Source organism: Bellilinea caldifistulae (assembly GCF_001306055.1).
In the GTDB taxonomy this organism is placed as follows: Bacteria; Chloroflexota; Anaerolineae; order Anaerolineales; family Anaerolineaceae; genus Bellilinea; species Bellilinea caldifistulae.
On sequence record NZ_LGHJ01000002.1, the window covers coordinates 1 to 19,193 of the forward strand.

Below are 19,193 nucleotides of genomic sequence, written 5' to 3' on the forward strand. Positions count from 1 at the left end.
ATTGACACCCAATATATAGTGGTGTAAAAAGTGGTATTCAAAGGGCTTGCACCTTGCGTAAACACCAGACCACGCACAGGACAAGCCCTAAACTCATGGTACGGGCAGTTTCTTCACGCCGCTTGTTCCGCTCCGCTCCACAAGCGGCTAAAACTGCCCTAAACAATCCCGTTCGGAGGGCAAAGCCCGCCTCACTCAACCCCCCCCGCCTCAAACCCCCGCCCCCCCAGGGGGGCTTCCCCTTGCAAAGCCTCGCATTCGCTCGCTTGTTGCTCGCTCATAATCGCTCGGCTTTGCGCCTCACGCCAAGAACGGGACGGGCTACGCTCACCGGCGGGCTTACGCCCGCCGGTATGCGCTCCGCCCTGCGGCGGGCTACGCCCGCCGCCCCGTTCTGATTGCCTCGCTCGCTGCGCTCGCTCGCAACGACGTAAGCCCCTTAATGTCACCCCGAACGGAGTGAGGGGTCTCCCCGCCGGTCTTGCGGGAGATTGCCGCGCTCGCTGCGCTCGTTTGCAATGAAGTAAACCCCTTAATGTCACCCCGAACGGAGTGAGGGGTCTCCCCGCCGGTCTTGCGGGAGATTGCCGCGCTCGCTAACACTCGCTTGCAATGACGTAAAACCCTTAATGTCACCCCGAACGGAGTGAGGGGTCTTCCCGCCGGTCTTACGGGAGATTGCCGCGCTCGCTTGCGCTCGCTCGCAACGACGTAAACCCCTTAATGTCACCCCGAACGGAGTGAGGGGTCTCCCCGCCGGTCTTGCGAGAGATTGCCGCGCTCGCTTGCGCTCGCTCGCAATAACGTAAACCCCTTAATGTCACCCCGAACGGAGTGAGGGGTCTCCCCGCCGGTCTTGCGGGAGATTGCCGCGCTCGCTGCGCTCGCTTGCAATGAAGTAAACCCCTTAATGTCACCCCGAACGGAGTGAGGGGTCTCCCCGCCGGTCTTGCGAGAGATTGCCGCGCTCGCTTGCGCTCGCTCGCAACGACATGCCATTTTTTCCGGCAATTTGTTTGATTACCCTGACCCAAATTGACGGTAAAATACAACTAATCTCAACCGCTTTTGCTCATCCTTCAAAACCCATGATCATCCACAACATCTCCCAATTACTGACCCTGGCCGGTGGGCCGCAGCGCGGCGCCGATTTGGGCAACCTCGGCCTGCTTTCGCATGCGGCGGTGCTGATTCGCGGCGGCATCATCGAAACCATCGGGCCGGAAAACATCCTCCTGCAAACCTACCCCAACGAACCGCGCTTCGACGCCGGCGGACGGGTGGTCATGCCGGCTTTCGTTGACCCGCACACCCATCTGGTTTGGGCGGGCGACCGCGCTGCCGAGTTTGAACTGCGCCTGCAGGGCAAAACCTACCAGGAAATTGCGGCGGCCGGCGGCGGCATCCGCTCCACCGTGCGGGCTACCCGCGCCGCCAGCGTGGAGGAACTCAAAGCCCAGGCCCGCCCGCGCATTCAAGCCATGCTGCGGCACGGCACCGCCACCGCCGAAGCCAAAACCGGTTACGCCCTCCAGCACCCCGGCGAGCTGCATCAACTGCAGGCCCTGCTGGAACTGGACGCCGAAGAAGAGATGGACATTTTCCCCACCTACCTGGGCGCCCACGACATCCCCCCTGAATTTGAAGACAACCCGGATGGCTACGTGGATTTGCTGTGTACGCAGATGCTGCCCGAGGTGCGCGAGTGGTGGCAGTCCCACGCCCCCGGCCGCCCGCTACCGTTTGTGGATGTGTTCTGTGAGACGATAGCCTTCAACCTGGCACAGTCCCGCCGCATTCTGGAAACGGCGCGCGCGCTGGGCTTTCCGCTCAAAATTCACGCCGATGAATTCGACAACCTCGGCGGAGCGGCGCTGGCTGCCGAACTGGGGGTGGTTTCGGCCGATCATCTGGTCAAGACCTCGCCGCAGGACATTGCCGCGCTGGCCGCCAGCGAGACCGTGGCAGTCTCGCTGCCCTGCACCCCCTTTGGACTGGCTGACCCGCACTACACCCCCGCCGCACAAATTCTGCAAGCCGGCGGGCTGCTGGCGCTGGCCACCGACCTGAACCCCGGCACGGCCTGGTGCGAGAGCATGCAGTTTGTGATTGCGCTGGCTTGCCGCTACCTGCGCCTGACCCCGGCGCAGGCGATTGCCGCCGCCACCATCAACGCCGCGGCTGCCATCGGTCAGGCCGGGCGGATTGGCTCGCTGGAAGCCGGCAAGCAAGCCGACCTGTTGATTCTCGCCGTCAGCGATTACCGCCATCTCGGCTACCGCTTTGGCGGCAACCTGGCGGCGCACCTTTTCAAGCGTGGCGAGTTGATTTACTGAGACAAGCGGAGAAAATGACCCATGACACTGGATTTAGCAGCCGCACGGAAGTGGTACCCGCTCAACGACCCGGTCCACGGCTTTGACCACATCGAGCGGGTTTACCACATGGCAGAACGCCTGGCGCAAGCCGAAGGCGCCGACCTGGAAATTGTGCGCGCCGCCGCCCTGCTGCACGACATCGAAGGCAGCCACCCCGGCGAACAGAACCGCGCCGACCACCATCACCAATCGGCGGAGATCGCCGCCGAAATTTTACGCCGCGAGGGCTGGGCGGAGGAGCGCATCGCCGCCGTTCAGCACTGCATTCGCGCCCACCGCTACCGCGACCAGCGCGAACCGCCCGCCACCCTCGAAGCCAAAGTGCTGTTCGACGCCGACAAACTGGATGTGCTGGGGGCAATCGGTGTGGTGCGCGTGCTGGGCTACGCCCAGCAAAACGGCCAGCCAGCTTACGCCCCGCCTTCGGCGCGTTTTTTGGAAACTGGCGAAAAAGAACCCGCCGAGCCGCACAGCGCCTACCACGAATTTCTCTACAAATTGCGGCGGGTCAAAGAACGCCTGTTCACCCCCGCCGCCCGCCGGATTGCCGAGGAAAGACACGCCTACCTGGAAGGTTTCTTTACAAGACTGATGGGTGAAATTCACGGTGATTTTTGATATACTTTGGATGAAGCCCTGATCAACAAACCGGTGAGAAAGAACCCATGAACATACCCAGCGGCCCGATTCTGGTTGTGGAAGATAACCCAAACGTCCTCGAACTCATCGAAACCACCCTGCGTTTCAAGGGCTACCCGGTGGTGACCGCCCGCAATGGGCAGGAAGCCATGCAGCGGATTGCTCAGGAAAAACCGGCCCTGATTATCACCGACATCCTCATGCCGAAGATGGACGGTTACAGCCTGGCGCACGCCATCCGCAAAGACCCTGCCACGCGGCGGATTCCCTTCATTTTCATCTCGGCAACTTACCTGACCGCCGAGGACAAGGCGTTTGCCTACAGCCTTGGGGCGGCGCATTTCATCGAAAAACCGCTCGACCCGGAGGACTTCCTGCTGACGGTGGCGGAGGTGCTTACCCGCCAGATGGCAACCGGCACGCTGCACAGCCCGCTGGATGACGAGGATTTTTACGAGGGCTACCGCGAACGGCTGGAAAGCAAACTGCGCCACAAGCAGACCCAGATCAGCCGCACGGAACGGCTGCTGAACACCCTGCCGCCGGCGCAAAAGCCGGCCTTTGAGGCGCTGCTGGCGCAGGCGGTTGCCGACCGCAACGAGATTCAGGCCGAACTTGACCAGTTGTTGAAAACGCTGGAGGAGTTTAAGAGGCGCCAGCAGCCGCCGGTGCAGCCCGATGCGGGCGGGAGCGGGTGAGGGGAGCGTGCATGGGGGCAAGCATTGCGCATAGATTATGCGTACCCCCCTCCTGAAATCGGTATTTTTTTGGTGGAACCGGCAGGGGGGTACGCAGCAAAGATTAAAATTGTACGCAAAGGCAAATTTTTTGCCAGAAACGGTTGATTTTTGGTGAAGAAAATGATAGAATGATGACAGTAATTTGGACTGATGAGAAAAAACATTGGAGAAAAGCAGGTACGAGTCAGCAGTCCGAATCAATAAATGCCCGTAAGGGCATTAAAACCTACCATATAAATAACTAATGCCCCGACCAGTATCTCGAAGGTCCGAATCAATAAATGCCCGTAAGGGCATTAAGACATAAAGGTGCAAGCAATTGTTCATTGCCTCGCAATAGTAAAGTCCGAATCAATAAATGCCCGTAAGGGCATTAAGACGGGATATAAAATCTTATACCCCTTCCATTCTGCCCGTTTGTCCGAATCAATAAATGCCCGTAAGGGCATTAAGACACCAAAGTCGCCTTGTCTTTGAACGGCACGATGTAAGTCCGAATCAATAAATGCCCGTAAGGGCATTAAGACTTCATCACATCCTCGATATACCCCATCACTTTATCCATTCTGTCCGAATCAATAAATGCCCGTAAGGGCATTAAGACTGTTCTTGCGCTTATTATCGCAAGGGCTCACCCCTGTCCGAATCAATAAATGCCCGTAAGGGCATTAAGACGCTAACTCTTGACGGAAAACATAGCCGTTCAGTTTCCTCGTCCGAATCAATCAATGCCCGTAAGGGCTTTCGCCTGTTTCCGCACCCCTCCCGCTCAACCGGCAGCGCGGCGCAACTCCCCTTCCCCTCCGCCCTAAAACCGACCGCAAGCCAGCCCGCTCTTGTGTTAGAATCGAACGCGTATGGCACAACCGCGTTTGATTCTGGCTTCCAACTCGCCCCGCCGCAGCCAGCTGCTGGCGTGGAGCGGCTGGGCGTTTGAACTCGACCCCGCCAATCTCAACGAAGACCCCCTGCCCGGCGAGCCGCCGGCGGAGTACGTCCTGCGCCTTGCCGGTGAAAAAGCCCGCGCCGTTGCCGTCCGCTACACCGGCGAGCCGGCAGTGGTGCTGGCCGCCGATACCACCGTCGCCGACGGCGGCAGCATCCTCGGCAAGCCGGCTGACGCCGCCGAGGCGCGCGCCATGCTGCGCCGCCTGCGCGGCCGCACCCATCAGGTCTATACCGCCGTGGCGCTGATGGACGTTTGGCGCGCCCTGCTGGTGCAGGATGTCTGCATTTCCCACGTTCCCATGCGCCATTACACCGACGCCGAGATCGAGGAGTACATTCAAAGCGGCGACCCGTTCGACAAAGCCGGCGCTTACGCCATTCAGCACCCCCGCTTCCGTCCGGTGGTGGAGTTCGGCGGCTGTTTTGCCAGCGTGATGGGCTTGCCGCTGTGTCATCTGCAGCGGCTGGCAGCCCGGCTGGAGCTTACCCCGCCGCAGGATGTGCCTCGCGCGTGTCAATCCAATCTGAAGTATGCCTGTCCCATCTGGCAGGCTGTGCTTAACGGCGAGTCGGTTGGCTGAATCAGGCCGGCCATTCTGGAGAGAAACCATGAAAGTCCGCTCGATGTTGATGTTTCTGCTGGCGCTGCTTAGCGCCTGTACCTCCGCCACAACCACCCCGTTGCCCACCGGTCCGGAAGGCACACCCACCCTGCGCGCGCCAATGGTCAACATCACCCCCGCGCCGGATGTGCAGAGCGCCGCGCGCGCTTTTCTGGATGCGTGGCAGAACGAAAATTATCAGGCAATGTACGACCAGTTGACCCTCCTCTCGCGGGACGCCCTCTCGTACGAGGAATTTTCCAAACGGTTGAAAGACGTTGCCGTGACCATGTCGCTGCAGCAGGCGCAGTTTGAAATCACCCAGGCGCTGATCAAAAACCCGCAGGAAGCCCAGGTGGCTTACCGCGCCGTCTATCAGACGGTGCTGCTCGGCAGCCTTTCCCGCGATACGCTGATGAACCTTTCTCTGCAAAACGGGCAGTGGAAGGTGCAGTGGGAGGACGGCATGATTCTGCCGGAGTTGCGCGGCGGCAACCGACTGGTGATGGACATCAGCATCCCCTCGCGCGGCAACATCTACGATGTCAAAGGCAGCGCTCTGGCGGCTCAATCCGATGCGGTGGCGCTCGGCATTGTCCCCGGACAGATCGAGGAAGGCAAGGAAGGCGCCCTGCTGGTGGAACTTTCCAACCTGACCGGTTTGAACACCGACTACATCCGTTCTCTGTACGAATTTGCCGCCCCGGACTGGTACATTCCGGTGGCGGATGTTTCGGCGCAGGCCGTCCAGCGCCGCTTTGAGGTGCTTTCCTCGCTCGGCGGATTGGTGATGACCACCTACAACACCCGCTACTACTTCGACAGCACCGCTCCGCACGTCACCGGTTATGTTCAGCCGATTCCGGCGGAAGAACTGGATGAATACCGCCGGCGCGGCTACCGCGGCGATGAGCGGGTCGGACGGGCCGGTCTGGAATTGTGGGGCGAGTCGTATCTCGCCGGTCAGCGCGGGGCGTCGTTGTACGTGGTCGACCCGCAGGGGGTGACCATCACCCGCCTTGCCCAGCGCGATTCGGCGCCTTCCAACTCGATTTACACCACCTTCAACAAGGATTTTCAGCTGCAGGTGCAGCGCGCCATCGAGGGATTTCGCGGGGCGGTGGTGGTGCTGGAGCGGGATACCGGGCGGGTGCTGGCAATGGCTTCTTCGCCCTCTTTTGACCCCAACCTGTTCGATCCCAATAATTACAACAGCCGCTGGCTGCTGAACGACCTGTTCGACCCGGCCACCACACCCCTGCTCAACCGCGCCACCCAAAGCGGTTACCCGCTCGGCTCGGTCTTCAAAATCATCACCATGGCCACCGCCCTCGAAACCGGCGCCTTCACCGCCGAAAGCGAATACGACTGCGGTTACACCTTCACCGAACTGCCCGGCATCACCCTCTACGACTGGACTTATGAAAAAGAAGTTCCTGCCAGCGGCCGCCTGACTCTCCCGGAAGGGCTGATGCGTTCCTGCAACCCGTGGTTCTACCACATTGGCCTTTCGCTCTACCAGCAGGGTTACACCGAGGATGTTTCCAAAATGGCGCGCGCTTTTGGACTGGGCAGCCCGACCGGCATTGACCAGATCACCGAAATTGCCGGCAACATGCCCAACCCCGCCAATGAAAACGATGCCGTGCAGCTGGCGATTGGACAGGGCACCATGCTGGTCACCCCCTTGCAGGTGGCGCGCTTCATGGCTGCCATCGGCAACGGCGGCACGCTCTACCGCCCGCAGGTGGTGGAAAAAATTACCGACCCGGACGGTAACCCGATTGTTACGTTCCAGCCGGAAGCCCAGGGCAAACTGCCGGTTTCTGAGGAAAATCTCAAAATCATTCAGGATGCCCTGCGGAGCGTGGTTGCCAACCGGCGCGGAACGGCTCAATACGTGATGGTGGGATTGCAGGTGCCGGTTTACGGCAAAACCGGCACCGCCAGCAATCCGGGCGGTAAACCGCACGCCTGGTTTGCGGGTTACACCGATGCCAAACGCAGCGACCTGCCCGACATTGCCGTGGCGGTGATTGCCGAAAACGCCGGCGAAGGTTCGGAAATTGCCGCTCCAATCTTCCGGCGGGTGGTTGAGTCGTACTTCTTCGGGCGACCCAGCCGCCTGTACCCGTGGGAGTCCACCTTCTACATCACCCGCACGCCAACGCCGCTGTACACCAACACCCCACGCCCCACCGACACCCCCGAACCCAGCCCAACCCCCGAACCCTGATTGGAGCCGCTCGCCGCACATTTATGAATCAGCCAACCCTCCACGGACAGGTCACGCGATTGTTATCCGGCTTTTATACGGTTCAGAATGAACACGGGACGTGGGTCTGTCGGCTGCGCGGGCGGTTGAAAAAACAGCCTGCCGAGGGCGATATTGTGGCACTGGGCGACCGGGTGCGTTTCACCCCCCTGCCGGATGGAAGCGGTGTGATTGAAGAAGTCGAACCGCGCACGCACGCTCTCATTCGCAAAGCCCCCAGCGCCCGCGGAGAGTACCAACAGGTGCTGCTGGCCAACCCCGATCAGGTGGTCTTCGTGTTTTCCTGCGCCAATCCGGCTCCGCGGCTGGGCATGCTCGACCGTTTTCTGGTCATTGCCGAGCAGCAGGGCATACCGCCGTGGATTGTCGCCAACAAAACCGACCTGGTGACGGCGGAAGAAGCCCGCCGCCTGTTTGCCGAATATCCGCCGTTGGGGTATCCGGTGATTTTCACCTCGGTCAAGAGCGGTGAGGGGCTTGAGGAGCTGCACGACTGCCTGAAAGGTAAACTCTCGGCGCTGGCGGGGCCTTCGGGGGTGGGTAAATCCAGCCTGCTGAACGCCATCCAGCCGGAACTGGGGCTGGCGGTGCGCGAGGTCAGTCAGGCGACCTCCAAGGGCCGCCACACCACCGTCATCCGCCAGATGTTTCCCCTGAAAGACGGCGGCTACGTGGCTGACCTGCCCGGTTTGCGCATGCTGGCGCTGTGGGATGTGCAGCCGGAGGAACTGGACGGTTACTTTCCGGAACTGCGCGGACTGGTACAGGACTGTGCTTTCAGTGATTGCACCCACCGCAGCGAACCCGGCTGCGCGGTGCAGGCCGCCCTGCAACGCGGCGAAATTTCCCCGCGCCGCTACCAGTCCTACCTGCGGATGCGCTTCGGGGAGGAGGAAGAAGAATAAACCCATGGTTACGTGTCGAATGCAGTGGCAAAAGTTGACTCTGATTTTGCGCAATCCTTTCCGCCTCTCGTATGGCGTAAGTGAAACACGCCAGACCTACTGGCTGCGGCTGGAAAAGGACGCCGGTTGGGGAGAAGCCACCCTGCCGCCTTATTACGGGGTGGATTTCGCCAGTTTTGAAGAATACTGGAAGAAGATGTCGCAGTCGGGTTGCCGCCTGCCTGAAACCCCCGCCGAAATTGAAGAATGGCTGGGAGAAGAAGGCCCCCCGGCCGCCCGCGCCGCCCTGGATTTAGCCCTCTATGATTGCATCGGCTTAACTCACAACCTGCCGCTGTATCGCTTGTTGGGTTTGCCTTATCCCAGTGGTTTGCCGACTTCTTTCACCATTGCGATTGACACGCCGGATGCGATGGCCGAACAGGCCGCCGCCCATCCCGAATTTCCGATCATCAAGGTCAAATTGGGGTCGGAAGATGACCTGACCCGTCTGCGCGCCGTCCGCAGCGCCCGTCCGGATGCCCGCCTGCGGGTGGACGCCAACGCCGGCTGGTCATTTGAGGAGGCTCTCGACAACATCCGTCTGATGGAAAGTCTCGATCTGGAGATGATCGAACAACCCCTCGCCGTCAACGAAATTGAGCAAATGGGCGAACTGCAAAAACTCACCCCCATTCCGCTGGTGGCGGATGAAGCGGTGCGCACCCTGGCGGACATCGAAAAACTGGCCAGAGCCGGCGTTGCCGGAGTCAACCTGAAACTGATGAAAGCCGGCGGCTTGACCCCCACCCTGCGCATGTTGAACCGCGCCCGTGAACTGGGCTTGAAGATCATGCTGGGCTGCATGGTGGAAACTTCCCTGGGTACGACCGCCATGGCGCACCTGTGCGGGCTGGCGGAGTGGATTGATCTGGATGCGCCCCTGCTGATTGCCAACGATCCCTTCGAGGGCATTACCTACGATAAAAACCTGCGCATCCGCGTGCCGGAACGTCCCGGTCTGGGAGTCATTTTGAAGCGTGAGGAAGCTGTTGAGGAGCAGAAAAACGACCATGAATCGCATTGAAATCCTGCTGGAAGAAATTGCCTCTCATCATCGCGATGAGCGCGAACATCTGTTTGACCTGCACATCGAAAAACAAACCGATTCTCAGGTGATCTTGAGCGGTCGGGTGCTGGAAGAATCGAATCTGGAAGAATTGCGCCAGCACCTGCCGCCGGGCTGGACGATGGACGCTCACGCCGTGCGGGTGCTGCGCCGTTCTGCTACGGCAACCCTGACGGTGGCAACCAACCTGACCAGCCTGCACCGCCAGCCGTCTTTTCTGGCTGAGCAGTTGACCCAACTGCTGTACGGGCGCCGGGTGGAGGTGCTCGAAGAGCAGGATCGCTGGGCGTTTGTGCGCTGCGATGATGGGTATCTGGGCTGGACTTATCGCCCCTATCTGCACGAGCAACCGGCCCCTCCGCCGACTCATCTGGTCGTGGCGGCGGTGGGTTTGCTGCGCAGCGAGCCGCGCCTCAATGCCCCCCTGCTGACCCGTGTGCTGGGCGGCACGTTCGTGCAGGTCTGGCAGGAACAAGACGGCTGGGCTTACCTGCAAGCCCACCAGAGCGGCTGGCTGCCGCTGGAGGACCTGCGCAGTCTGACCAGCCTGCCGCAGAGCGAATCCGCCCGCCGCGCCCAGATCGTCGCGGATGCCGCGCGGCTGATCGGTGTGCCGTACCTGTGGGGCGGCACCACGGCTCACGGGATTGATTGCTCCGGGCTGGCGCAATTGCTCCACCGGTGGGTGGGGATTAGCATCCGTCGTGATGCGGATATGCAGATGGAAGACGGCCGGCCGGTCGAGCCGGAGGCAATGCAGCCCGGCGATCTGGCTTTTTTTGGCGAAAACGGCGAAAAGCGCAGCATCACCCATGTGGCCATCAGCCTGGGCGGATGGGAGATTGTGCATTCTTCGCGCTCGCGCAACGGGGTGTATTACGACAATATCCAGAAGGATGCCTACCTGCGCGAGCATTTTGTCGGGGCGCGCACCTATCTCAACGGCGGTTTGGGGTGAGATGATGGTGTTGCCCTCATTGCGAGCCGCCACAGGCGGCCGGGGAGGTTCTTCCCTCAGGTAGGCGGGAGGACGGGATTTCCTTGAACAAAGCCTTACTGTCCGAAAATCGGGTTACCTGAAATGACCGGTCTGGCATTTGAAACCCCGCTGGGGGCAAGAGTGGTCATTGCCGGGCGGGAACGGGATTACTTCTCCGGTACCGGCTATCTGGGGCTGCACAATCACCCGCAGGTGATACAAGCCGCTTGGCAGGCCATCCAACGTTATGGGATGAGCACCGCCACCTCGCGCGGCGGATATGGCGAACACGCAGTTTATGATGCCTTGGAAAAGCAGGTGTGCGCCTTTTTCGATTCACAGGCGGCATTGTACTACGCCTCCGGTTATCTGGGCGGGGCGGCGCTGGTTCAGGGGCTAGCCGGGCGTTTTGAACGCCTCTTCGTGGATGAATCGGCGCATTACTCATTGGGCGACGCCGCCCGCGCCAGCGGTAAACCGCTGCACTTCTTCCGTCATCGTGACGCTTCTCATCTGGCAGAAAGTCTGCGTCTTCACCTTCGAGCGGGGGAGCGTCCGCTGGTGCTGACGGACGGGCTGTTCCCCATCTCCGGCGAGACGGCCCCGTTAGATGAGTACCTGCCGCTGGTGCAAGACCGGGATGGTCTGCTGGGGGTGGATGATGCTCACGGCGTGGGGGTGCTGGGAGCGAATGGGCGCGGCACGGCCGAGTGGCTGGGGGTGAGTGCCTCCGAGGGGGTGCAGGTATGCGCCACGCTCAGCAAAGCCCTGGGCGGCTACGGCGGAATCCTGTTTGGCAGCCGGGAACGCATCCGTGAGATTGAAAGTCAGGCGCGGGTTTATGTGGCCGCCAGTCCGCCGCCATTGCCGGCTGCCGCAGCCGCCGCCAAAGCGCTGGAAATTGCCCGCAGCGAACCGCATCTTCGTCAGCGGTTGTGGGAAAATGTGGCCCTGGCGCGCAGCGGACTGCGCCGGCTGGGCTGGGAGATGCCCGATTCGCCGGTTCCCATCCTTTGCCTGCGGGCGCGTCCGGGGGTGGATTTAGCCCGCCTGCGCGCCGACTTGTTTGAGCGGGATATTTGCGTGGCGCATGTGACCTCGTACAGTTCCACGCCGCCGGGCGGCGCCTTGCGGATTGCCATCTTCGCCACTCACAGCCGCGAGCAGATCGAGCGCCTGCTGGATACACTGGGAAAACTGCTTTAGGGGCTTTTCCCCTGCCGAAAGTTTTACCTGTTTGGAGAATGCGGCGAAAAAAGCGGGAACTTTTTGGGGGGTTTAACCGTATACCTGATTGAGAAACCCGGCGTGTTTTATGCGGACTTTACAAAATTTTTATTTGAATTGCAGCAAATTTTTGCTACAATGAGAGTATGAAATGTCTGCACAAGCAGGGGGCCGTGAGTATGAGACCTGCCTCGTCATTTGGATAGGTCGAAACGAACCCCCCAGACAGGTCCAAAACCCGTCGAACGCGTGAACCCTTTGGGTGAAACGAGGGTTATATTAATTCAAGAGCCTCCTGATGTGCAGCGTGATGAACGGCTCCTTTAACTGGTGTGGTCCTTCAGGAGGAGGAGGTCAAAATGGCTACAGTGGTTTATCTGGTTGTTGCAGCGGTAGGGACGATGTTCGTGGCACTCAGTCTGATCGGTCTGCAATCCGAAGAACGCAAAAATTGAGGATGATTTTGCCGTCGGAACACCCCTGCCTGTCGTATCCACCCCGCCGAGAGAATCGCCCTGATCGGTTGTGGGATACTTTTCTGCGCCCCTAAGCCGGGACTTGCGCCCGGTCAGCAGGGCGCCGTCCGTACTCTTCCTGATCGCCTCTCCCGCATGTCTCCCTCATGCGGGAGAATTTTTTTAGCATCTTCCTCCCGTTTTGGCAGGAGATTGCTGCGCTCGCTGGCGTTGGACGCCTTATAAATCCTTGACCATGTACAATTCGCCCATCTCAAAGCCGCGCTGACGGTAATAGCCGCGCGTGCCGATGGCGGCAATCACCGCCATTCTCGTGAATCCCCGCTGACGGGCGATCTCCTCGGCGGCGCCAATCAGTCGCGTACCCAATCCGCTGTGCTGGGCCGCCCCTTCCTGATCCATGCCAACCGGCAGGGACTGACCGTATACATGCACCTCGCGGATCAGGGCTGCCTCCCTCAAATCGGCCAGCCCAATGTCGGGTGCACCGAGCAATGGCAGCGAAAGGCGCAGGTAACCGGCAATCTTGCGGTTGGGCGTGCGGTAGTGCAGGAAATGCTCCTCCGCCTCGGCGGCGGTGTAGGTGTAATCCTCAAAAGTCAGCGTTTGCGGGTCCACCTTTTCGCCGCGTACCTCGTGGCAGCGGATACAACCGCAGGACTGTCCGCGGCGCTGCAACTCGGCCAGCACGTCCTGACGCAGGCTGGTGCGGCGGTTGCCTTCCACCACGTGGGTGGAAGGTATGTCGCGGATGACCCGGTTGACCCGGCAGTAGGGCGGGATGCTGGGTTTGAGGTCGGCAATCAGGTGAATCAATTCCTCGGTGGTGTACGGATGGTACTCACCGCGTTGCCAGTATGCGTACAGGTCGGCATTTTCCAGCAATTGACACGGGTAGATTTTGATCTCATCCGGGCAGTAGCCCTGCCACAGCCGTTGAAAGTCCTGCCGGTCGCTTTCCAACGTGGCGCCCAGCAGGTTGGGCATCCAGTGGAGCACCACTTTGAAGCCGGCTGCCCGCAGCAGGGCGGTGGCTTTCAGGGTTTGGGCGGCAGTGTGTCCGCGCTGGTTGATCTCCAGAATCCGGTCGTCCAGCGACTGCGCCCCCATCTGGACTTTGGTCACCCCCAGATAGCGCAGCCAGGCGATCTCGCGCGGGGTGATTTCATCCGGGCGGGTTTCAATCACCAGCCCGACATTGCGGCAGGCGGCTGTTTCGTTGGCGCGCTGGGCTTCAACCAGCGAAGGCGAGTCAAAGCCGTTCATCGCGTCAAAGCAGCGCTGCACGAACCATTCCTGGTAATCGCGGCGGTAGGCGCTCCATGTGCCGCCCAAAATGAGCAGTTCGATTTTATCGGTCGGGTGGCCGTTGGCGCGGTAGGAATCCAAACGGGTTTGTACCTGACGGTAGGGGTCAAAGTCGTTTTGAAAAGCGCGCGCCGCGCCGGGTTCATCCGGGAGGTAACTTTTGGGCATGCGCACATCGGTCGGGCAGAAGATGCACTTACCCGGGCAGGGATAGGGCTTGGTCAGCACGGTCACGGTGGTCACCCCGGAGAGAGTGCGCACCGGCTTCATGCGCAGGCGGGCGAGCAGGTCATCATCGGCCGGCCATTCGCCGTTTTCGGTCAGGGCGCGGTAAGCCGCCACCAGCATGGACTTGGAGAGATAACCGCCTCCCGGCAGCGGATGGCGGCGGACGGCCTGAAAGACATCCGTCCCGTTGCGGACATCTTCCAGCACGGCGCGGGCGTATTCCATTTTATCGGGGGTCAACTGGCGGTTGGCCAGCCAGAGTTGTTTGTCCATAGTTCACCGCTAAAATTATACCGTCGAAACCAAGGCATTGCGGCAAGCATACTTTGCGGTATGATTGAGCGCAAACCAGCTTGCATTCTGATGTAAAACCAATGCGTGCCGAAACGATCCAAAAACTTCTTGAGATTAACGACCAATTTTACCAGAATTTTGGGGCTGCTTTTGCCGCCACCCGCCGGCGCCTTCAGCCCGGCGTGCGCCGGGTGCTGGAAAACCTGCCGGTGGGCGGGCGCCTGCTGGATTTAGGCTGCGGCTCTGGCACGCTGGCGCTGGAACTCGACCGGCGTTGGCAGACCGGCTCCTACCTTGGACTGGATGCCTCGCCCGTCTTGCTGGCAGAAGCCCGCGCTGCCCTGCGATCTGCTCTGCCCGGCGGGGTGGATATCCGCTTTGCCCGCGCCAATCTTGCCGACCCCAACTGGGTGGAAATTGCCGCTGGCTTTCCGGTGGATGTCGTGCTGGCCTTTGCGGTGCTGCACCACATTCCCTCTGATGAGCTGCGGCGGCGAATCCTCCAGCAGGTCAACAGTCTGTTGCCGTCCGGTGGTTTGTTCATCCACTCGGAGTGGCAGTTTCAGCACTCACCGCGCTGGCTGGCGCGGATTCAGCCGTGGTGGCGGGTTGGGATTGAGGAAGGGGAATTGGAAGAGGGCGACACCCTGCTGGACTGGCGGCATCACCTGTCGGGGCAGGCGGAGCAGGTTGGCTTGCGTTATGTCCACCTGTTTTCGCGCCTCGAATTGAGCCGTCTGGCAGAGGCAAGCGGCTTTGAAATCATCGAGGAATTTGAGTCGGACGGCGAAGGCGGGCGACTGGGCTTGTATCAGGTATGGAGAAAGATCAGGGAGTAAGGCGCATAACCGGCGCGAAGCTGCGCCGGTGCAGGGGGCAGGCCCCCAGCCGCTCCAATGCGGCTCGGTGGCGGGCGGTGCCGTAGCCCTTGTGAGTGGCAAACCCATACCCGGGGAAGCGTTCCTCCTGAGCCCGCATCCACGCATCGCGGGAAGTTTTAGCCAGCACACTGGCGGCGGCAATGCTCAGCGATTGCTGGTCGCCGCGAATCAGTGCGGTTTGAGGAATGTTGAGCATCGGCAGGCGCAGGGCGTCAATCAACAGATGCAATGGAGTGACCCCGCTGGCCTGTAAGGCACGCTGCATCGCCAGGCGGGTTGCCGGTACAATGCCCATTTCGTCAATTTCCTGCGGGGAGGCTGCACCAACTCCCCAGTATTCGGCCGTCTGTTTGATCTTTTCGGCCCAGTGTTCGCGCTGGCGGGGAGTCATCTGCTTGGAATCGCGCACACCCGCCAACAGGTGCTCACCCTCGCACCCTGCCGGCAGAATCACCACCGCCGCAAATACCGGGCCGGCCCACGCGCCGCGCCCGGCCTCGTCCAGCCCGCCGACCAACCGGCAGCCGCTGTCCCACAACTGACGCTCAAGGCTCAACGTGGGGGATGCCCTGCGGTCAGTCCGAAGCGGGGTGCGCATCATAAACCCCCTGTTGGGCGTTGCGCCGGATACGCAGCAGATCCCGCACCACCTGCCGAAAATCCCGGAGCAAGTGGACTTTGCTTTCGGGGTTGAAGTACCACGGGATGGGCAGTTCCACAATGCGATAACCGCGCCGCCGGGCGATGTAGAGGGCTTCCACATCGAATGTCCAGCCGTGTATGGTCACCAGCGGAAAGATTGTCTCGGCGGCTTCGGCTGAAAAGCACTTGAAGCCGCACTGAGTATCCCGCAAACCGGGCAAAGCCAGCAGGCGCACAGCCAGATTGAAACCCCGTCCGCTCAGATGACGGTAGATGGGCTCATTATAACGCACGGCACCCGGCGCCTCGCGCGAGGCAATGATGATGTCCCCCTCCGGTTTGAGCGGCGGAATGAAGCGGTTGACTTCCTCGATGGGCATGGAAAGGTCGGCATCGCAGATGAAACGGTATTCACCCTCAGCCGCCAGCATGCCGGCCCGCACCGCCAGCCCTTTGCCGCGTCCTTCGAGGTGCATGGCGCGCACAAAGGGATAATCCTGTTCAAACAGGCGGGCAATATCCAGGGTACGGTCGGTACTGCCGTTTTCGACCACCACCACCTCGTAGGTGTAATCCTGCCGGAGCAGAAAATTGGCAATTTTTTGGAGGGTATCCGGCAGCCGCCGTTCTTCGTTATAGGCGGGAATAATGATGGAAAGAAGGGGTGAGGTCAAAGTATGGTTGAAAAAGGTTGAAAAAACTGATTAGAACAAAGGTGCCTGGGGCAGGCTGTCCTGCGGAGCTTCGCTATCCCCGCTGATCAACACCTCGCGCCCGTTATGGTTGACCAGCCGGACATTCCCAAACACCTCGAAAGTGCTGGCCAGATAGGGCTTGCGGGCGCCGATGACCACTTTTTGGCCTTTCTTAAGACGCTCCAGCAATTCCTGCCGGGAAATCAGCAGGCGGTCAGACCAGGTTGGGCCGCGCCGCTCGTAAATTCGGGCGGTTTTCAGGCTGCCGTCCTCATTATAGCGCACCGCTTCAATGACTACATCGAAGCGTGAGGGCAAACTGGAGGGGGTTTTCTCTCGTTTGAGCAGTTTCATCATGGCTGGGCTTCCACATGTTCAAAATCAGGCTGGGGTTTATCGGACAAACCGCCGAGTGGACTCGGCGGTTTCTGGCCGTATGGTCGGGGTGGGCGGACTTGAACCGCCGACCCCCGCGTCCCAAACGCGGTGCGCTGCCAACTGCGCTACACCCCGGCGGGTCAGAGTATAATCCGAACCATGCTTAATCGTCAAGGAAGAAGGACGGCAAGGTTGTGGCTGGTGGTGTTGGGATGGCTGGTTTACGCCTGCGTACCGGCGCTGCCGGTCGCTGCGCCGCCCGAGACCGCAGCAACCTTAACCGCCACACCGCTGCCTGCCGGCAGACCAGCCACCCCGACGGCGACGCTTGCGCCGCAGCCCACCGCCGCCTCAATCCCCCAAGACGATTGCCGGCTGGAAGGCGGACGGGTGGAGCCGTTCAGCCAGCCTTCAGCGGTGATCGGCAAACCGCTGAGGGGTTACCTGTACCTGCCGCCCTGCTTTGAGCCGAATTCCGAACAGACCTTTCCGCTGGTGGTCTTGCTGCACGGTCAGTCGGCAGATGCCGGGCAGTGGCTGGGGCTGGGTCTGGCCGAGACGGCTGATCGCCTGATTGCCGAAAGGGTCATCCCACCGCTGGTGATTGCCCTGCCGTACGAGGAATACTCGTTGCGCAATCCCTACGAAAGCGGTTATGATCTGGCTCTGCTCGAAGAATTTTTACCGTGGCTGGTTGGAGAGTATCCGGCGGTTTGCCGGGAGGTAGCCTGCCGCGCGCTGGGTGGGCTTTCGCGGGGGGGCGGGTGGGCGCTGATGATCGGCCTGACCCGACCCGGACGATTTGCGGCCATTGGCGGGCACTCTGCCCCGCCGTTTTACGGCATGGAAAGCCGCCTGACAATTGGGTTAAAGGAGAATTCTGCCGAAAGTTTCCCGGCCGTGTATCTCGATGTTGGGGAAAAAGACCGCTACTACCGCGCGATTGAGGAATTTCACAACCGGCTTGCCGAGCTGGGCGTCCCGCATGAATGGCGGGTCAACCCCGGTGCCCACGACGAGGATTACTGGCGCAGTCAGGTGGAAAATTACCTGCGCTGGTACGGAAGCATCCTGCCGGGTATGATAGAATGAATACAAATTTCGGACAGGCTTGGAAAATGGTCGTGGCATCCTCCGACATAAAAAAACAACTCAAGACCTTGAGTGAATTACTGCAAGGCGATTTGGATTTTCACCAGATGCAGAGTTCTTACGCATCGCATAACTTCCATTCATTCCCGGCTAAGTTCCCGCCTCAATTACCCCATGTATTTATCCAAAATCTTACGGACGTTGGAGAAATTGTCCTTGATCCTATGAATGGATCGGGAACAACTGTGCTGGAAGCACGACTGGCCAAGCGGATTGGTATTGGTCTGGATATTGACCCGCTGGCGTTGAAAATTTCTCAAGTCAAAACCTGCTCGTTGAAACCGTTAGCGGTGTACGAAACAGGCTTGCGCCTGCTAAAAGCCGCCCGCATGATGCTGGATACTTCTCCCGAGATCATCGAAAATTATCTCCAAAGCCGGTGGGATGATGAAACCCGCCAATTTGTTGATTACTGGTTCTTGAAATCTGTTCAAAGAGAACTGGCCTCGTTACGAATTCAAATTGAAAAAATTGATGACCTTGCCCTGCGTCGTTTCTTTGATGTCGTGTTTTCGGGAATTATTATTACGAAATCCGGTGGCGTTTCGATGGCGTTGGATTTAGCTCACACACGGCCTCATCGTGTTAAGCAAGTCCTTGATAAAAACAGCCAAATCCTGTTTTCAGAAATTGAAGAAAGCCAGCCACCTCGCTCTCATTGGGTCAAGAAATATCGTTCTCCTTTTGAGGAATTTGAGAAAAAACTCAAAGTCAACATTAGAGGCCTGCAAGAGATAACCTCGTTGCCGGTTTATCACATCCTCAGCGATGCTCAAAAAATCCCTTTGAAAGACAATATTGTTGACTTGATAGTAACTTCGCCTCCCTATGCCTCCAATGCAATTGATTACATGCGAGCGCATAAGTTTTCACTGGTCTGGCTGGGGTATTCCATTTCCTCCCTGAGCAGTAAAAGAAGTGAATATATTGGCGCTGAGTCGCAACCCAGAACCAGCGCCGAAGTTCTTCCTGCTTATACCCAATCTGTTATCGTGGACATATCCTCATTGGATAAACGGAAAGGCATGGCGCTCGAACGGTATTATTCGGAAATGAAACGGGTGCTAACGGAAATTTACCGGGTTTTGAAGCCGGGAAAATGTGCCATAGTCGTGGTTGCCACCTCGATTTTGCGGGGTAGAAATACTCAAACACATCTCTGTCTTGCGGATATTGGTAAACAATTGGGCTTTATTGTTCCTGAAATTGGAGTAAGAAATTTAGATCGAGATAAACGTATGATGCCAGCGACTCTACAAAATAATTCCGAATCACAAATTCAACAACGAATGCACGAGGAATATGTAATCGGTTTCTATAAACCTGCCTAGAGGGAGC

17 protein-coding genes, 1 tRNA gene and 1 CRISPR repeat array are annotated in these 19,193 nt (G+C 59.5%); of the genes, 13 read left to right on the top strand and 5 right to left on the bottom strand.

Annotated features, from left to right (window positions below; genetic code table 11):
- The first annotated feature begins 242 nt into the window (after positions 1 to 242).
- The 10 genes from AC812_RS17380 (at position 243) to AC812_RS00350 (ending at position 11,780) form a co-directional block, all read left to right on the top strand.
- Positions 243 to 398 (top strand): hypothetical protein, encoded by a 156-nt coding sequence (locus AC812_RS17380; RefSeq protein ID WP_157235356.1) that lies wholly within the window; start codon positions 243 to 245, stop codon positions 396 to 398.
- Positions 399 to 959: 561 nt separating this feature from the next.
- Positions 960 to 2,336 (top strand): imidazolonepropionase, encoded by a 1,377-nt coding sequence (gene hutI, locus AC812_RS00310; protein ID WP_236839228.1) that lies wholly within the window; start codon positions 960 to 962, stop codon positions 2,334 to 2,336.
- 21 nt (positions 2,337 to 2,357) lie between these two features.
- On the top strand, positions 2,358 to 2,996 hold the full coding sequence (locus tag AC812_RS00315; protein WP_061913026.1) for an HD domain-containing protein: 639 nt from the start codon (positions 2,358 to 2,360) through the stop codon (positions 2,994 to 2,996).
- Positions 2,997 to 3,043: 47 nt separating this feature from the next.
- Entirely contained in the window at positions 3,044 to 3,715 is a 672-nt protein-coding gene (locus tag AC812_RS00320) for a response regulator (protein WP_061913025.1), read from the top strand.
- Between the two features lie 232 nt (positions 3,716 to 3,947).
- A CRISPR array of direct repeats spans positions 3,948 to 4,507; the repeat unit is 36 nt; unit sequence GTCCGAATCAATAAATGCCCGTAAGGGCATTAAGAC.
- Positions 4,508 to 4,614: 107 nt separating this feature from the next.
- Positions 4,615 to 5,286: a Maf family protein gene (locus AC812_RS00325; protein ID WP_082148864.1), complete on the top strand. Its 672-nt coding sequence runs from the start codon at positions 4,615 to 4,617 to the stop codon at positions 5,284 to 5,286.
- A gap of 28 nt (positions 5,287 to 5,314) precedes the next feature.
- Positions 5,315 to 7,543: a penicillin-binding transpeptidase domain-containing protein gene (locus tag AC812_RS00330; protein ID WP_061913024.1), complete on the top strand. Its 2,229-nt coding sequence runs from the start codon at positions 5,315 to 5,317 to the stop codon at positions 7,541 to 7,543.
- A gap of 23 nt (positions 7,544 to 7,566) precedes the next feature.
- Entirely contained in the window at positions 7,567 to 8,487 is a 921-nt protein-coding gene (gene rsgA / locus AC812_RS00335) for a ribosome small subunit-dependent GTPase A (RefSeq protein WP_061913023.1), read from the top strand.
- 4 nt (positions 8,488 to 8,491) lie between these two features.
- Positions 8,492 to 9,553 (top strand): mandelate racemase/muconate lactonizing enzyme family protein, encoded by a 1,062-nt coding sequence (locus tag AC812_RS00340; RefSeq protein WP_082148862.1) that lies wholly within the window; start codon positions 8,492 to 8,494, stop codon positions 9,551 to 9,553.
- Positions 9,540 to 10,553 carry a C40 family peptidase gene (locus tag AC812_RS00345; RefSeq protein ID WP_061913021.1) on the top strand — a complete coding sequence of 338 codons (1,014 nt, stop codon included), beginning with the start codon at positions 9,540 to 9,542 and terminating at the stop codon, positions 10,551 to 10,553. The genes AC812_RS00340 and AC812_RS00345 overlap by 14 nt, the downstream gene beginning before the upstream one ends.
- Positions 10,554 to 10,676: 123 nt before the next feature.
- Complete coding sequence (locus AC812_RS00350) at positions 10,677 to 11,780, top strand: aminotransferase class I/II-fold pyridoxal phosphate-dependent enzyme (RefSeq protein ID WP_061913020.1); 1,104 nt, start codon at positions 10,677 to 10,679, stop codon at positions 11,778 to 11,780.
- Between the two features lie 716 nt (positions 11,781 to 12,496).
- Here the strand turns inward: AC812_RS00350 and AC812_RS00355 are convergent.
- A complete protein-coding gene (locus AC812_RS00355) occupies positions 12,497 to 14,086 on the bottom strand; it encodes an elongator complex protein 3 (RefSeq protein ID WP_061913019.1) in 1,590 nt (529 codons plus the stop codon).
- Between the two features lie 101 nt (positions 14,087 to 14,187).
- Between AC812_RS00355 and AC812_RS00360 the strand changes: the two genes are divergently transcribed.
- Complete coding sequence (locus AC812_RS00360) at positions 14,188 to 14,946, top strand: class I SAM-dependent methyltransferase (RefSeq protein ID WP_061913018.1); 759 nt, start codon at positions 14,188 to 14,190, stop codon at positions 14,944 to 14,946.
- Here the strand turns inward: AC812_RS00360 and AC812_RS00365 are convergent.
- The 4 genes from AC812_RS00365 to AC812_RS00380 form a co-directional block, all read right to left on the bottom strand.
- The gene (locus tag AC812_RS00365) at positions 14,936 to 15,589 is read right to left on the bottom strand and encodes a ribonuclease HII (protein WP_061913017.1); all 654 of its coding nucleotides are present in this window, start codon (positions 15,587 to 15,589) and stop codon (positions 14,936 to 14,938) included. The two genes, AC812_RS00360 and AC812_RS00365, sit on opposite strands and share 11 nt — an antisense overlap.
- Complete coding sequence (locus AC812_RS00370) at positions 15,564 to 16,304, bottom strand: dolichyl-phosphate beta-glucosyltransferase (protein ID WP_201797682.1); 741 nt, start codon at positions 16,302 to 16,304, stop codon at positions 15,564 to 15,566. Before AC812_RS00370 ends, AC812_RS00365 begins: the two co-directional genes overlap by 26 nt.
- A gap of 30 nt (positions 16,305 to 16,334) precedes the next feature.
- On the bottom strand, positions 16,335 to 16,682 hold the full coding sequence (locus AC812_RS00375; RefSeq protein ID WP_061913016.1) for a hypothetical protein: 348 nt from the start codon (positions 16,680 to 16,682) through the stop codon (positions 16,335 to 16,337).
- An 80-nt stretch (positions 16,683 to 16,762) separates the two neighbouring features.
- Positions 16,763 to 16,838 (bottom strand) — tRNA-Pro (locus tag AC812_RS00380).
- A gap of 24 nt (positions 16,839 to 16,862) precedes the next feature.
- Here AC812_RS00380 and AC812_RS00385 point away from each other — a divergent pair.
- Positions 16,863 to 17,795, top strand: a complete 933-nt coding sequence (locus AC812_RS00385; RefSeq protein ID WP_082148861.1) for an alpha/beta hydrolase — start codon at positions 16,863 to 16,865, stop codon at positions 17,793 to 17,795.
- Positions 17,792 to 19,186, top strand: a complete 1,395-nt coding sequence (locus AC812_RS00390) for a DNA methyltransferase (protein WP_061913014.1) — start codon at positions 17,792 to 17,794, stop codon at positions 19,184 to 19,186. The genes AC812_RS00385 and AC812_RS00390 overlap by 4 nt, the downstream gene beginning before the upstream one ends.
- Positions 19,187 to 19,193: the final 7 nt, after the last annotated feature.

What these genes read in the sequence shown, in the direction of transcription:
- AC812_RS00375 (WP_061913016.1), bottom strand. Translation starts at nt 16,682, where the DNA reads ATGATGAAACTGCTCAAACGAGAGAAAACCCCCTCCAGTTTGCCCTCA.
- AC812_RS00345 (WP_061913021.1), top strand. Translation starts at nt 9,540, where the DNA reads ATGAATCGCATTGAAATCCTGCTGGAAGAAATTGCCTCTCATCATCGC.
- AC812_RS00390 (WP_061913014.1), top strand. Translation starts at nt 17,792, where the DNA reads ATGAATACAAATTTCGGACAGGCTTGGAAAATGGTCGTGGCATCCTCC.
- AC812_RS00350 (WP_061913020.1), top strand. Translation starts at nt 10,677, where the DNA reads ATGACCGGTCTGGCATTTGAAACCCCGCTGGGGGCAAGAGTGGTCATT.
- AC812_RS00330 (WP_061913024.1), top strand. Translation starts at nt 5,315, where the DNA reads ATGAAAGTCCGCTCGATGTTGATGTTTCTGCTGGCGCTGCTTAGCGCC.
- AC812_RS00315 (WP_061913026.1), top strand. Translation starts at nt 2,358, where the DNA reads ATGACACTGGATTTAGCAGCCGCACGGAAGTGGTACCCGCTCAACGAC.
- AC812_RS00355 (WP_061913019.1), bottom strand. Translation starts at nt 14,086, where the DNA reads ATGGACAAACAACTCTGGCTGGCCAACCGCCAGTTGACCCCCGATAAA.
- AC812_RS00340 (WP_082148862.1), top strand. Translation starts at nt 8,492, where the DNA reads ATGGTTACGTGTCGAATGCAGTGGCAAAAGTTGACTCTGATTTTGCGC.
- rsgA (WP_061913023.1), top strand. Translation starts at nt 7,567, where the DNA reads ATGAATCAGCCAACCCTCCACGGACAGGTCACGCGATTGTTATCCGGC.
- AC812_RS00365 (WP_061913017.1), bottom strand. Translation starts at nt 15,589, where the DNA reads ATGATGCGCACCCCGCTTCGGACTGACCGCAGGGCATCCCCCACGTTG.
- AC812_RS00385 (WP_082148861.1), top strand. Translation starts at nt 16,863, where the DNA reads ATGCTTAATCGTCAAGGAAGAAGGACGGCAAGGTTGTGGCTGGTGGTG.
- AC812_RS00320 (WP_061913025.1), top strand. Translation starts at nt 3,044, where the DNA reads ATGAACATACCCAGCGGCCCGATTCTGGTTGTGGAAGATAACCCAAAC.
- AC812_RS00325 (WP_082148864.1), top strand. Translation starts at nt 4,615, where the DNA reads ATGGCACAACCGCGTTTGATTCTGGCTTCCAACTCGCCCCGCCGCAGC.
- AC812_RS00360 (WP_061913018.1), top strand. Translation starts at nt 14,188, where the DNA reads ATGCGTGCCGAAACGATCCAAAAACTTCTTGAGATTAACGACCAATTT.